15 protein-coding genes are annotated in these 14243 nt (G+C 43.2%); 10 read left to right on the forward strand and 5 right to left on the reverse strand.

Annotated features, from left to right (window positions below; translation table 11 throughout):
* Positions 1-48: 48 nt before the first annotated feature.
* Positions 49-1206: a porin gene (locus L884_RS0103530; RefSeq protein WP_028766193.1), complete on the reverse strand. Its 1158-nt coding sequence runs from the start codon at positions 1204-1206 to the stop codon at positions 49-51.
* 466 nt (positions 1207-1672) lie between these two features.
* Here L884_RS0103530 and L884_RS0103535 point away from each other — a divergent pair, with 466 nt between their 5' ends.
* The 7 genes from L884_RS0103535 (at position 1673) to L884_RS21680 (ending at position 9583) form a co-directional block, all read left to right on the forward strand.
* Positions 1673-2935, forward strand: coding sequence for an efflux RND transporter periplasmic adaptor subunit (locus L884_RS0103535; protein ID WP_028766194.1), 1263 nt, complete (start codon positions 1673-1675; stop codon positions 2933-2935).
* 18 nt (positions 2936-2953) lie between these two features.
* A complete protein-coding gene (locus tag L884_RS0103540) occupies positions 2954-3196 on the forward strand; it encodes a hypothetical protein (protein WP_028766195.1) in 243 nt (80 codons plus the stop codon).
* A gap of 84 nt (positions 3197-3280) precedes the next feature.
* Positions 3281-4012 carry an ABC transporter ATP-binding protein gene (locus tag L884_RS0103545; RefSeq protein ID WP_028766196.1) on the forward strand — a complete coding sequence of 244 codons (732 nt, stop codon included), beginning with the start codon at positions 3281-3283 and terminating at the stop codon, positions 4010-4012.
* Positions 4013-4032: 20 nt separating this feature from the next.
* On the forward strand, positions 4033-5334 hold the full coding sequence (locus L884_RS0103550; RefSeq protein ID WP_028766197.1) for an ABC transporter permease: 1302 nt from the start codon (positions 4033-4035) through the stop codon (positions 5332-5334).
* A gap of 26 nt (positions 5335-5360) precedes the next feature.
* The gene (locus tag L884_RS0103555) at positions 5361-6572 is read left to right on the forward strand and encodes an ABC transporter permease (RefSeq protein ID WP_028766198.1); all 1212 of its coding nucleotides are present in this window, start codon (positions 5361-5363) and stop codon (positions 6570-6572) included.
* A 231-nt stretch (positions 6573-6803) separates the two neighbouring features.
* Positions 6804-8207 (forward strand): sigma-54-dependent transcriptional regulator, encoded by a 1404-nt coding sequence (locus tag L884_RS0103560; RefSeq protein ID WP_028766199.1) that lies wholly within the window; start codon positions 6804-6806, stop codon positions 8205-8207.
* A gap of 44 nt (positions 8208-8251) precedes the next feature.
* Positions 8252-9583 (forward strand): sensor histidine kinase, encoded by a 1332-nt coding sequence (locus L884_RS21680; RefSeq protein WP_245603056.1) that lies wholly within the window; start codon positions 8252-8254, stop codon positions 9581-9583.
* 41 nt (positions 9584-9624) lie between these two features.
* Here L884_RS21680 and L884_RS22760 read toward each other — a convergent pair whose 3' ends face one another.
* The 3 genes from L884_RS22760 to L884_RS0103575 form a co-directional block, all read right to left on the reverse strand.
* Positions 9625-9846 carry a DUF1272 domain-containing protein gene (locus L884_RS22760; RefSeq protein WP_084221387.1) on the reverse strand — a complete coding sequence of 74 codons (222 nt, stop codon included), beginning with the start codon at positions 9844-9846 and terminating at the stop codon, positions 9625-9627.
* A gap of 75 nt (positions 9847-9921) precedes the next feature.
* Complete coding sequence (locus L884_RS0103570; RefSeq protein WP_028766200.1) at positions 9922-10494, reverse strand: TetR/AcrR family transcriptional regulator; 573 nt, start codon at positions 10492-10494, stop codon at positions 9922-9924.
* A gap of 31 nt (positions 10495-10525) precedes the next feature.
* Positions 10526-11956 (reverse strand): coniferyl aldehyde dehydrogenase, encoded by a 1431-nt coding sequence (locus L884_RS0103575; protein ID WP_028766201.1) that lies wholly within the window; start codon positions 11954-11956, stop codon positions 10526-10528.
* A gap of 170 nt (positions 11957-12126) precedes the next feature.
* Here L884_RS0103575 and L884_RS0103580 point away from each other — a divergent pair, with 170 nt between their 5' ends.
* From L884_RS0103580 to L884_RS0103590, 3 genes are all read left to right on the forward strand, one after another.
* Positions 12127-12507, forward strand: a complete 381-nt coding sequence (locus L884_RS0103580) for a SpoIIAA family protein (protein ID WP_028766202.1) — start codon at positions 12127-12129, stop codon at positions 12505-12507.
* 124 nt (positions 12508-12631) lie between these two features.
* Positions 12632-13063: a universal stress protein gene (locus L884_RS0103585; RefSeq protein WP_028766203.1), complete on the forward strand. Its 432-nt coding sequence runs from the start codon at positions 12632-12634 to the stop codon at positions 13061-13063.
* A 104-nt stretch (positions 13064-13167) separates the two neighbouring features.
* Positions 13168-13611, forward strand: a complete 444-nt coding sequence (locus tag L884_RS0103590; RefSeq protein WP_028766204.1) for a universal stress protein — start codon at positions 13168-13170, stop codon at positions 13609-13611.
* 60 nt (positions 13612-13671) lie between these two features.
* On the opposite strand, the gene L884_RS0103595 is transcribed toward L884_RS0103590, so the two are convergent.
* Entirely contained in the window at positions 13672-14241 is a 570-nt protein-coding gene (locus tag L884_RS0103595; protein ID WP_028766205.1) for a DUF924 family protein, read from the reverse strand.
* Positions 14242-14243 lie beyond the last annotated feature (2 nt).

Consider the following 14243-nt stretch of genomic DNA (forward strand, 5'->3'; position numbering starts at 1 on the left):
ACTCAAACGCGCTGTAAAGGGATGAGCGCGTTTGAGTCATTTAGTGAGTTAGAAGAAATAGCGAATACCGATAGAGTAGCTATTGTCTTGTAGATCTTCATAGCTCTTATCGTCCATTTCACTAAAGTCGATTTTAGCTTCGGCAAACATAACTGTGTCGTTGCTGTAACGATAATGCAGACCTAATACCGCAAACTGACGTGTCCAGTCTCCTTGAATTTCAGTTGTCTTGTCGGTATCTAAATCTTGGTAAGACAACAAGAAGCTAGGTACAAAGCCGTTTTCATATTGATAAGCAATCAAAAATTCACCGCCAGTAGAGTCGTATAGCTCACCACCTACTAATTCATTTTGCTTACTCTTATGAGCGTTGAAACCAACATAGAAACCATCAGCTTCGCGATTTGGCGCATATTGGTAGAACGAGCCGTATTGGGCACCGATACCGATGATTTCATTAGTATCGTCAACTCTTTCACCCGCTAGCTCACCTTTAAAGTCACCACGGTTAATGCCTGCTAAGATCTTAAATTTATCAGTGAAGTGATAAGCAATGTTGGCACCATAGCTAGTGTCGAAATCAACATGTGAACCATCGTTGATTGGCATGCCATCTTTATCATATAGCGCTACATCACCATTTTGTTTTGCTGCGTATTGTAACGCGAAGCTCAGCTTGCCGAATGAGTTACGGTAGATAAAGGCTGAATCTGCACGACCAGCACCAGTAAGGCCACCATCACCAAAGGTGTAAGCACCTACAGAGTAACCTGTGTATACGTTGAGCACGTCGGTCGTGTATGCCACATCGTAGTATGCACCCCATTGCTTACCAAAGGTTAGGCTACCCCATTTGTCATTTGCTAATCCGACGTAGCCTAGACGATTAAATAGGAAGTCTGAGCTTTTTTCAGCGCCTAGCTGGCCGCCAGTGTAATTGAGTGAGTCATCACTCGTGACCATATTGATGCCCCACTCAGTGTGAGCAAAGCTGCGCCAGCCATTTTTCTCTTGGCGGTCAAAGCGGAAGCCCACACGTGAGAAATTATCAACAACGGCGGTGTCGTGGGTGTCATTGATGGCTGCAAAACCTAACCAACCCATCATGTTGATGCTATTAGTTTGGTCATTGTAGATTTCAACTGCTTGCGCAGAGCCCGCCATTAACATGGATGGAATTAGCAAGGCTAACAGTTTCTTATTCATATCATTTTCCCTATTTCTATTTTTACTAAAGCTATGTTGCTTTTGATTTATTTTTAATTAGTCCTAAAAGAGCAGTTAGCATGCCAAGGCGAGAAATAGCGGGATTAGACGGAATAAGTTGGAGCAAGATCTATCAACCACGAAATATCGTTAAAGCTGATCTTTAAATATCGTGTTGAAACTGAAATATCGTTGTTAATGCCAAGTTGTAGATACTGATGATTTTGTTGTGATTACTCGATGGACAAGTAACGGACACTTAGGTTTTAAGCGGACACTTTTAAACATAATCGGACACTTTTAAGTGTTACTAACGGACACTCTTAACTAACCTGATTGTTTTTGATTTAGTTATCTTGTTGGTTTTATTTGTTTATTTTCTCTCTTCTAATTTATGGCACAGTGCTTGTATTAATAGGCCTATCGAAAACGCTTAATGCTGCAGCGGACACTTTAGGGAAAGAAGATGATTCAAGATACCAGCGGACAAGACATTATTAAGCAAGCAAATACCTCAAGTAAGCTCAAGCTGCCAGCTATATTTGGCATAGTGGCGTTACTGGTTTCTGGTCTTGTTTGGTCGAGCATGGATAGCGACTCAATCGCCACATCAATTAAACGTTCTGAACTAAGGTTTGCGACGCTAGAGCGGGGGACTTTGGTTCGAGATATTCCAACTACAGGCAAAATAGTTGCTGCCAATGCCCCAGTTTTGTACAGCCCTGAGCAAGGCTCCGTCACTTTAATTGCTAAGCCAGGTGACACAGTTGCGCAAGGAGATATCGTCGCCAGTATTGAGAGTCACAAGCTCACGAATAATCTTAAGCAGCAGCAAGCATTGCTGGAAGGTATGAGAAGCTCATTAGAGAGAGCGCGTTTAGATGCCCGTCGTCAGCAGCTTAAAGCTCAACAAACCTTAGATATGGCAAAGGTCGATCTCGAAGCTGCAGATCGAGAAAGTCGCCGTGGGGATCAGCTAATTGAGTCTAAATTGATCAGTAAGATTGATTTTGAAAAGAGTAAAGATGATTTACAAAAAGCTAAGTTGCTATTTGCTCATGCAGGCCAAGAAGCGCAGTTGATGAAAGATACCCTGAGCTTTGAGCTTAAAAATACTGCGTTGGAAGTGCAACGTCAGGCGTTGGTTGTTAACGAGCTAGAACGTCAAGTCGCAGCGCTCAATATTAAGGCGCCAGTAGCAGGCATTATTGGTAACTGGCTTACGGAGCAAAAAGCGCGAATTGCGCAGAGCCAGCCGATACTCACTGTGGTTGATTTAAGTGCGTTTGAAGCTGAGCTTGCAGTACCTGAATCTTATGCTGATGAGCTTGGTATTGGCATGGCTGTTGAGTTGAGTTTTGGCTCGGTCATGGTAATGGGAGAGTTGGCCTCAATTTCTCCAGAGGTGCGTAATCGGGAAGTCACTGCAAGAGTGCGCTTTGAACAAAGCGATAGCTTGCAGTTACGCCAAAATCAGCGCCTATCAGCAAGAGTGTTATTAGAGCACCGTCCAAACGTGTTGATGGTAAAACGCGGCGCATTTGTGACCAGTGGCGGTGGTCAACAGGTATATGTGATGCACGATGATATTGCGGAGAAAACCGCTATTCAGTTAGGCGCTCGTAGTATGAGTCACATTGAAGTGATTCAAGGCGGTGAGGTTGGGGATGTTTGGGTGACATCAAGTATCGAACCTTTTAATAAAGCTGAACAGGTATTAGTCCGCTAGTCAGATAAGGAAGCGACCATGATTAATAACAGACTAAACAAGCAACAAATTATCACTGCAGCCGTATTGTTGCTGCTTGTGATAGCGGTGCAAGTTGCAACTGAAAGAACGGGTGATTGGATGTTCATTGGTTTGAATTTGATTGAAATTGGCAGTGAAACATCTGTGAGCCTAGGCAGTGTTTTAGAGGTGTCTTGTGGTGATGTTAAGCAGCTAATTATTAGGGCGATTGAGTTGTTATTAGCCGCGATAAACCAGTAATACAGCGGCTCGAATAAACTGAATTTAAGTAAAGATGACGATTGGACGTAAATTTGGACGAACAGAATTAAGGGAATATAAACCATGTTATCAATGAAAAATATCAGCAAAGTATTTAAAACTGATTTAGTGGAAACCCACGCATTACGAGATTTCAATTTAGCAGTCAATGAGGGGGAGTTTGTTGCTGTCACTGGACCTTCTGGCTCAGGTAAAACCACCTTTTTGAACATTGCAGGCCTGCTTGAAGGCTTCAACCATGGTGATTATTTTCTTGATGGGGTCAATATTTCAAATCTAAGCGATAACAAAAGTGCCGCCATTCGAAATGAAAAGATAGGTTTCATTTTTCAGGGGTTTAATCTTATTTCAGATCTTAACTTAGCGGAAAACGTTGAAGTACCGCTGCGTTATCGAGGCTTTAATGCTAAAGAGCGAAAAGTGCGGGTTGAGCGAGCATTAGAACAAGTTGGTTTGGCGGCGAGAATGAAACACCTTCCGACTCAGTTATCGGGTGGACAACAGCAGCGTGTCGCCATCGCTAGGGCGTTAGCTGGTGAACCTCGTTTCTTACTCGCAGATGAGCCAACGGGTAACTTAGATAGTTTAATGGCACGTCAGGTGATGGAGTTATTAGAGGATATTAATAAAGCTGGCACCACTATTATTATGGTCACCCATGATGCTGATTTAGCTCGCCGCGCCCAGCGAAATATTCAAATCGTTGACGGCCAAGTGTGTGATTTTTCTATGTATCAAGCTGGCGAGAATCGCGGGAAAACACAGTCTATAGCAGATGCTGCATCAGTTGCCTAAGACCAAGCTAAGGAGAGCATATGTTTTTTTACTATTTAGATCTGGCTTGGCGCAGCATTAAAAAAACGCCGTTTTTATCGTTACTTATGGTGTTAGCTATTTCGATTGGGATCGGCATTACCATTACAACCTTAAACGTTTACAAAATGGCGTCAATCAATCCTGCAGGAGAGCGTTCATCGCAGTTATTTGCGCTGCGGTTAATGAGTCAAGATAACGATACTTGGGAGAGGCTCACTCCACAAATTACTTATCAAGATGCCTATAACTTAAGAAAGTCGACGATTCCAGTTAGGCAAACAGCCATGTTCAGAACTGGTCTTGCGGTGCAAACAGAAGATCCTAATTTCTCCCCGATCCTTGAAGGCGTGAGAGTAATAGATAGTGATTTCTTTGGGTTATTTGAAGTGCCCTTTGTTTATGGTGGCCCTTGGGATAAACAAGTCGATAGTGAAGGGGGCTATAAAGTTGTTATTAGTGAAGAGATCAACCAAAAGGCGTTTGGCGGCGTTAACAGTGTAGGTAAAAGCATATTACTTAACCGTAAACCTTATCAAGTCGTTGGAGTCACAGCACAGTGGAACCCAAGCCCGAAATATTACGACGTAAATAATGGTGCCTTTAATGATTCAGAGCAGATATTTGTGCCGTTTTCGTTGGCACCGATTGAAGAGTATGAAAGTTGGGGCAATAACAACAGTTGGCGTCATGAAGACATACGAACTTATAGCGATAAGCTCGCATCGGAAATGCACTGGAATCAATATTGGGTTGAACTCGATACACCGGCTAAACAGCAGGAATATCAAGAGTGGCTATCGCGTTATGTTGAGCAGCAACAGCGTTTAGGTCGCTTTAAACACCCTGAGGCGCATGGCGATATTAGTGACGTTGATAAATGGCTTAAAGAACATAACGTGGTGCCTGAAGACAATAAAGTGTTGGTTGGTTTAAGCGTTTTGTTCTTAGTGGTGTGTTTAGTCAATATGCTGGGACTGCTACTTGCTAAATTTTTAAAACGAGCACCTGAGGTGGGGGTTAGACGCGCCATTGGTGCCAGTCGGCTACAAATTTTCTCGCAGCATATTGTTGAAGTCGGGGTCATCGGCTTTTGTGGAGGAGCACTCGGACTACTCTGGGCTTGGGGCGCGCTGTATGTCTTATCGTCTAAGTTTGATTTAGAACAGTCTTTAGCTCAGCTAGATCAAAGTATGTGGCTTATTGCTCCAATGATAGCGGTTAGCGCAGCGATTATTGCAGGTCTGTATCCAGCGTGGCGGATCTGCAGTACTAACCCAAGCATTTACCTTAAGAGCCAATAAGTTACAGAGTGAGAAAGGAGCTTACTATGTTGCAAATAAGACCCATAATTAGCATGTTGATGCGCAGTAAAAGCGGGCCAATTTTATTATTAGTACAGATTATATTGTCAGTCGCGATTGTGGCTAATGCCAGTTTTATTATCACTGAACGTGTCAGTTTAATGAGCCGTGAATCAGGGATTGCCGAGTCAGAAGTATTTGATCTTGATATTTACAATTTCGACGATGGGATGGATCCAGTCAGTCAAACTAAGCGTGATATTGAGATTATTCGTAATCTTGAGGGGGTTAAAGCCGCAACCGTCAGTAGCATGACACCGCTGAGTGGTGGCGGCTGGGCTTCTAACTTTTCATATGGTACCAGTAAAGAGGATCGTGTTGATGCTGCGAACGCTCCGCTTTATTACGGTGATGAACAAATGATCGCAACACTCGGTTTAAAACTTATTGAAGGCCGTAATTTTTATCCCGATGAAGTGCTAACCGGAGGATCTGAATTAGCCAGTTTGCTGATTGTTTCTAAGGCTTATGCACAAGAAACATTCGGCGATGAATCACCGATTGGTAAAGTGATGTATCGCGGTGAAATAGGTAATCAACCGATGAAAATTATCGGGGTGGTTGAGCGTTTACAAGGTGCTTGGGTCGATAACAATAACCTAGAACGCGGCATGATTATTAATGTTGAACTCGCGGCTGCATTTAATCGAATATTAGTACGCGCCGATGAAGAGGCTATTGTCGGGCTGAAAGAAGCCATTCCTGCTGCACTACATAAAGAAAACCCTAACCGAGTCGTACGCGGCTTTACCACTATCAGTGAACACCGCAATATTGTATATCGTGATCATGAGCTAATGGCGACTGTACTTTCGATGATGGTGGTTTTATTACTGCTTATCACTTCCCTCGGTCTTGCGGGAATGGTGATGTTTAATATTGAGCGTCGCACTAAGCAAATCGGTACTAGACGTGCATTAGGCGCTAAGAAACGAGATATTGTTAGTTTCTTTTTAGTTGAAAATTACCTGATATGTATCACTGGTGGTGTGATTGGTGGATTAATTGCTGTACAACTTGGTCAGCAGCTAATGGCGCTATATAGCTTACCTAAGCTGGAATTGTTCTATCCCATAGCGACAGTTGCTGGTTTACTGGTATTGACTACTTTCGCAGTGATTTTTCCTGCGCAAAAAGCCGCAAAAATATCACCGGCAACAGCCACCCGTAGTGTTTAAGGGACTAGCGAGCAAATTTGCTTTGTCAGGTTGGTGGGTAAAAGTTTAGCCGGTAAGACTATTGCTACTAAGTAAAGCCAATTCAGAGTCGCTCTTTCACTCTGGTTGGCTTTCGGGTAGCTTTATAGCAGGTTATTACAGCTTGGGTTTACGAAAGCTATCTCATGGGCTTTCAGAGGTTTGTAAGTCGTTGAGCTAAAAATACATTAAAGGAATAATAATAAAAAAGTTATGGATACCATCTTAATTGTCGATGACAACCAGGCTGTGTGTGACGCACTATCTTTAATGTTAGAGCTTAATGGCTATCAGACCTTAACCTGCTTATCTCCCGAAGTCGCCCTTGAGCTCGTGCAGTTACACGATGTGGCTTTGGTGGTGCAAGATATGAACTTCACCCAAGACACCACCTCTGGTGAAGAGGGCAAACGACTGTTTTATGCTTTTAGGCAGCAGCAACCGGATCTTCCTATTATTTTGCTAACAGCTTGGACTCAGCTTGAGCTGGCGGTAGAGCTAGTTAAAGAGGGCGCAGCTGACTACATGGGCAAGCCATGGGATGATGCTAAGTTACTAAATAGCATTAGTAATCTTATTTCATTGCATCGATTGTCAAAACAAAATGCCCAATTAAGTCGAGTTGAAACTCAGCGTATGGCGGCAATTAAAGATGCTGATTTATGTGGCATGATTTTCAATAGCGGCGCGATGCAGCGCTGTGTTGATTTAGCATTGCAGATCGCCAAATCAGATGTATCTGTGTTGATCACTGGGCCTAACGGGGCTGGTAAAGATAAGCTTGCCGATATCATTCATGCTAACTCGACGCTAAAAAACAGACCTTTAATTAAAGTGAATATCGGTGCACTGCCAATTGACTTACTCGAAGCTGAATTATTTGGCGCAGAAGCAGGGGCATTTACCGGCGCAACTAAGGCTAGAATTGGCCGTTTTGAGGCCGCCGATGGTGGTACGCTATTTTTAGATGAAATAGGTAATTTACCGCTGTCAGGTCAAGTAAAATTACTCCGAGTATTGCAAACCGGTGAGTTTGAACGTTTAGGTAGCCACCAAACTCGCAGCGTGAATGTGCGAGTGATCAGCGCGACAAATGCTGATCTGGCTGAAGATATTCAGGCTGGAACCTTTCGAGAAGATCTCTTCTATCGTCTTAATGTGATTGAGCTTGCTTTGCCTTCATTAAATGAGCGTAAAGATGATATTTTGCCCCTCGTTGAGCACTTTATTGGTGCTGACTTTACGTTGCCAAAACAAACGCAACAGGCACTGCTATCTCATCCTTGGCCTGGTAATGTCCGCGAGCTTGAAAATGCCTGTAAGCGAGCTGCCATTTTGGCTCAAAGCGCCGAATTGACTAGTACTGATTTTGGCTTAGTGACTGAACAAGCATTAGTGGCGGCTCAGACTCCGATTGAAAGAACTAGTGAGCATCAAGCTTCAAGCCAAAGTCGTACAAGCGTAAATGAGGACAGTGAGTCTGCTGTTGATGAAAAAGCCGAAATAGTGGCGGCATTAGAGCGGCATCAAGGGGTTATCGCTAGGGTCGCAAAGTCATTGGGCTTGAGTCGGCAAGCGCTTTATCGGCGTATGCAAAAATATCAAATTGATAAGTAAACAGGAGCAGCGCTATTAAGGTTTCATTAAGGGCTAAGTTAATTGTGAGTTCTGTGTTGGCCTGTGCTGCAGGCCTGATATTGGCATTTACTTGTTTGGTATGGCTTGCATCTGCACAGGTACAACAAATGCTTGCTAATGACGCTTGGCTGTTTGCTAGCTTATTTGTTTTGGCGTTATTGCTGACGGCATGCCTAAGCTATATTGCCAGCCGTGGCTTAGCTAGCAGCCTGATGGCGTTGGAAGTAGGTTTACTTAACTTTAAAGATAATGATTTTAGTGTCAGCCTGCCTGTTACTGGTGATAAACAGTTGCATGCTTTAGCAAGTTTATTTAATGACTCAGCGGAAAGCCTACGTAAAGAGCGCCAGTATATTTATCAGCGAGAGTTATTACTCGATAAGGTGATCCAGAGTTCGCCTAATGTGATGTTATTACTCGATGATAGCCAACGGATTATTTACGCAAATGATGCCGCGCGACACTTATTTCATGACGGACTCAGAATTGAAGGCATGAGTTTAGCTCAGTTGCTCGATGAAGCCTCGCCAGAGCTTGCAAATGCAGTCAATAATCCCAAAGATGGTTTGTTTTCGTTGACCGAGAGTTCAGATGACGAAGGGCAAACTTGGCATCTTTCTCGCGGCCAATTTTTGTTAAATGGCCAGTTTCATCATCTTATATTGCTTAAACAGATGACGAGGGAGCTCAATCGTCAAGAGGTGGCAGTATGGAAAAAGGTCATTCGGATTATAAGTCATGAGCTCAATAACTCAGTGGCACCAATTGCCTCTATGGTAAATTCTGGACGCATGATCACCAAAGAGTTAGATGATCCCAAGCTCAAGCTTATTTTCGATACAATCGAAGATAGGACAAGTCACTTGAGTCAGTTTATTTTTAATTATGCTCGCTTTGCTAAATTGCCTCTGCCAACGAAGTCTAAAGTGGATTGGCACAGCTTAATTGCGCAATTAAAACAACATTACCAATTTAAGTTATTGGGGGATTTACCAGAAACTCATGCCAGTTTTGATCTGATCCAGATGGAGCAGGTATTACTCAACTTGCTTAAAAATGCGCATGAATCTGGTTCTGATTTAAGTGAAGTCAGTTTAGAAGTTAAAGACTCAGTATTTTCGGAACAAACTCAAGGTATATGTATTGAGATTAATGACGCTGGTTCTGGGATGTCAGCAGATGTTTTACGCCAAGCTCTATTACCTTTTTATTCCACTAAACAGTCGGGAACCGGCTTAGGCTTGCCGTTATGCCGAGAGATCATCGAAGCGCACGACGGTAGAATCAGTTTACATAACCGTGAAAATAAAGGCTTGTGTGTTAGTGTATGGTTACCGCAGTCAGCAACCGATTAAAAAGCCAGCATGAGTGCTGGCTTTAGTGTCTTCGCTGTTGTTTAACTAAACAGAGTGTTTTTAAGTTCTGATGCAGGGACCTTAAAAGGCTCAATTAACCTTGGAGGTCTAAGTACCAATGCGCCTTGGCAATTTTTGCAGCTAAAGTGCAGTTTTTCACTGCAGCTTTTGCAATAGGTACATTCGAATGAGCAGATATAGGCGACAGATTTACGCGCCAGTTTAGTTTTACATTGCTCGCATTCGGTTTTCATTCTTAACATATTCACTCCTTTGAATATCACAGCTACAAGGCAATAGCGACTACAAGGCTCATCCATGAGTTTGCTATTGCTAAACTAGGCTTTCATTGCATTCCAAAACATCGAAAAGCTTGCCTGTTTATGTGCTTCATCTTGCCACATATCTGGGTGGTCAAGAAAATATCGAGTGGCTGCCAAGTACTGACCATGACAACTCTCTTGCATCAAGGATAGTGGATAATCTGCAAGTTCGCCCGTTTTTTGCCCCTGTAAAATCAATTCCCCCATAAAACTGAGAATATCGTTCATGGCTTGTTGACGAATCGCAGTGGGGATTGAAGGAGACATAGAGTACTGCTGGAAAAATTCTTGTTTGAGTGGGTTGGCTATTGCCCAATCTATCGCGACTTGCCATAAATGCTTAGTGTCAGCTTTTAAGTCGCCCTGTTGACTGAGCTGCGCTTTTATTGCATCGGCAAATTCCTGTTTGATTGTGAGAAACAGCTGTTTCATTAATTCATCTTTTGACGAAAAGTGATGGAATAGCGTGCCAGTTGCCACCCCTGCTTGTTTGGCAATAGAGGCGGTTGAGGTTGCATGAAACCCCTGGCTAACAAAGAGTGTTAGCGCTGTGTTTAACAGCGCTTGCTTTTTATCGAGACGACTCATTTCAATATCGTGTCCGGTTTAGGTTAGTTTACTAGCGTAAGAAGAACTTCATTAATATACGTTGAATAAAGCTACCGTACGGTGGGTGTACCAATTTGCCAGTATTGAGGTACTTTCCACGGCTGAGCACGGTTTTGGCATGGCTTAGGGTTAAAAAGCCCTCTTTACCGTGATAGTGCCCCATTCCCGATGGACCTATACCACCGAACGGTGCGTCATCAGCTGCTACATGGAATACAGTTTCATTAATGCACACTCCGCCAGAGTGAGTATGAGTTAGCACTTGTTGTTGTATCTTGCTATCAAAGCTCATTAAGTAGAGAGCGAGTGGGCGAGGGCGCTGATTAACGTAGGCGATAGCTTCATTGATGTCATCGTAAGGGATCACTGGTAACAAGGGGCCAAAAATCTCATCCTGTAGCAGTAACATATCATCAGAGGTTTGCTCAATGAGTTGTGTTGGCACCTTGCGCTTAACGCTATTAATTGCTTCGCCATTGGCGCTAGTGATTTGCGCACCTTTGCTTTTGGCATCCTCTAGCACTTGCATTATACGATCAAATTGGCGCTGATTAATCACGCTGCCATAATCTGGGTTGTCACTAACCTTACTACCGTACATACGAGTGAACTTGGCTTTATAAGCCTGAATAAAATTATCGAGTTTTGCACGAGGAACGAGAACATAATCAGGGGCGACACAGATCTGTCCTGCGTTAAGGCATTTACCGTAAATCATGCGTTCAACAGCAATATCCATCGCGATATCATCGGCAATAATGACAGGGGATTTACCACCTAGCTCGAGTGTCACTGGAGTTAGGTTGTCAGCTGCTGCGCGCATAACATGGCGACCAACTGTAGTCGACCCAGTGAACAGTAGGTGATCAAAGGGTAATGCTGAAAACTCTGCCGCAACTTCAGCTTCACCTTCAATACAGACAACGTGGGTGTCATCAAAAATGCTACTAAGCATGGTTTTAATAACCTGATTGGTCTCAGGTGTGAACTCAGACAGTTTAATCATCGCGCGGTTACCGGCTGCAAGCGCAGTGATAAGTGGCCCTACAGATAGCATGATTGGGAAGTTCCATGGCACGATAATACCCACCACACCTAGTGGTTGGTAATGTACTTTAACTTTAGCTGGTGCGAGCAATAGACCTGCATGGCGTGAGCTCGGTTTCATCCATTTTTTTAAGTGTTTTAGGCTGTAATTAATATTGTTAATGCAAGGCATGATATCTGAGATCATGCTGTCATCGACTGAACGATTGCCGTAGTCACGGTTTAATGCTTCAACGAGTTGCTGTTGATACGTTAATAGTGCGGCCTTTAAGCTTTGCAAATGCTCTACTCTAGCATCGTATTTAGCGGCGGGTTCATTAAGGTAACTGCTGCGCATTTTTAACAACACTTGCGTGAGGGGTTGTGCCGTTTGATTGTCGATATGCATATTCATTAAGTGAGCTCCACTGATGCTTGGTTATTGACCGACTGATTAGTCAGTTTTCACTATAATGAAGTTTTTATTAAAGCGCAAATACCCATAAAAGATGTGACCAAGATCAAATTCAATAATCGCCAGCACTCTAAAATTAGAGTAGGTACTTAGTTAACTAAGGATTAAAAATGAGCAGCAATGTACATGGAATATCTGTTGGAATTGAGCGCAGTGGGAATGAGTTTTATATGACGTTTGTTGCCGTTGGTAAGCTTACCCATGAAGATTATCAATACATGGTACCTATGCTTGAAGCGGCAATAGCTGGCGTGGATAAACCAGAGATAAATGTCCTAGCAGATATTTCAGAGCTAGATGGCTGGGAGTTACGTGCAGCGTGGGACGATTTAAAAATTGGCATTGAGCACGGTAAAGCATTTAAAAAAATAGCCATAGTGGGTGAAGGTAAGTTACAGGAGTGGATGGCAAAAATTGCTGACTGGTTTACGCCCTATGACGCTAAGTTTTTTGATAATAAAAAACAGGCGCGCGACTGGCTTAATGACTAATCTTAGAGATTGAGCAGGCTTGCTTTACACTAATTGGTATTAGCGCCATTTTCAGCTTCAATTCATGCTGGCACAAGTTTGTGGTTTTATCTTAGTAGTAGGTTAATGTTTGGAGGAGTTAGCTATGCGTACACGTCAAATTTTATGCCCAACAGACTTTTCTGAAACTGCTTCACATGCGCTTAGGTACGCAATTGAAATGGCAAACTTTTATCATGTAGGCCTAAGAATTGTACATGTGATTGAGCAGCCAATAGGGGTTGATAACTACCAGATGTTGGTGGTGACACCTGAAGAGCTCGCGCAGAGCATGGAGGACAGTGCAGCAGAGAATATGCGTGCGTTACTGGCTGAATTAAAGAGTGAATTGTCAGTTGAATCGGTTATTCGTCATGGTAGTGCCACAGAGCAGATCCTTAAAGAGGCTGAAGTGTCTGAAGCGGGGATGATTGTTATTGCTAGCCATGGCCGCACAGGACTTGCCCATTTTTTACATACAAATGTGGCGGAGAGTGTTGCAAATCGTGCTGAATGTCCGGTTTTAGTCGTGAAATAAAGCGCAATATAGTTACGCGTTTTAATGAAATGATTTTATTGGGTTAGTAGTTGCTGGTTAATATTTAGCAACCAAGCTAAAACGGGCTTGGTTGAGGAGAGTTTATGCGTACCCGACAAATTTTGTGTCCAACCGACTTTTCTGAAACAGCGTCCCACGCAATGAGTTATGCCATCGAGATGGCCAACCTATATGGCGTGGGGGTAAGACTTGTGCATGTGATGAGTGAGCCATTGAGCGAGTACCATTATGGTATCGCAATGGAATCTGCTCAGCAGTTAGATCGTCAAATTGAAGCTGCAGCAGAAGGTAACCTAGAAAAACTAAAGTCACAGATGCTACAAGAGTTAAACCAAGGTTTAACAGTGCAAACTGTGGTGCGTAAAGGCGATACTTTAGATCAACTTTTGGCTGAATCAAAAGTGGGTGAGATTGGTATGATTGTTATCGCCAGTCACGGCCATCAAGGTATTTCTCACTTACTCAATCCAAATATTGCCGAAGGCCTAGCCAATAAAGCTAAGTGCCCAGTATTGGTAGTGAAATAGCCAAACCTTATGACATAAAGCCAGCTAACTCTTATCGACATAGCTGGCTTTTTATTGGTATTAGAAGCTTGAGTCTGGCTGCTGTAAAAATGCAATTTCTTCAGCTGTCGACTCACGACCTAAAATTTGATTGCGGTGCGGGTAGCGACCAAACTGGTCGATAATGGCTTTGTGCTTTATTTCAAACTGTAAATTCCCTTGTGCCGCTTCGCGGTTAAATAGCCTGACTGCCACTTCATGAATTGCTTTTGACTCGCTATGCATATAAGGCATAAACAAAAACGGAACTTGTTTCGCTTTAAGCTCTGAGTCGGCGTTGACCGCTACAGCTTCTTGGGCCAAGACCAGCGCAATAGCATCGGCTGCAAATGCTTGTGGGGTATCGCGGTGAATATTGCGGCTAAATTGGTCAAGTACAATAATTTCAGCCAGACGTCCCTTAGGGCTGGCGCGCCAATGGTATAATTCACCTTGTATTGCTTGTTCAAGTAATTTGCCAAATCGCTCAGCAATAAGCTGATCAAACTCAGGATCTTTAATCCACCACTGTTTAGGTTCAATTTCTTCAAACCAAAAATGAATAATCATATCTGGGGTGAAAGCTTGCTCTAGTGAGGTTGTTGTGTTCATAG

This window comes from Shewanella fidelis ATCC BAA-318, from assembly GCF_000518605.1.
In the GTDB taxonomy this organism is placed as follows: Bacteria; Pseudomonadota; Gammaproteobacteria; order Enterobacterales; family Shewanellaceae; genus Shewanella; species Shewanella fidelis.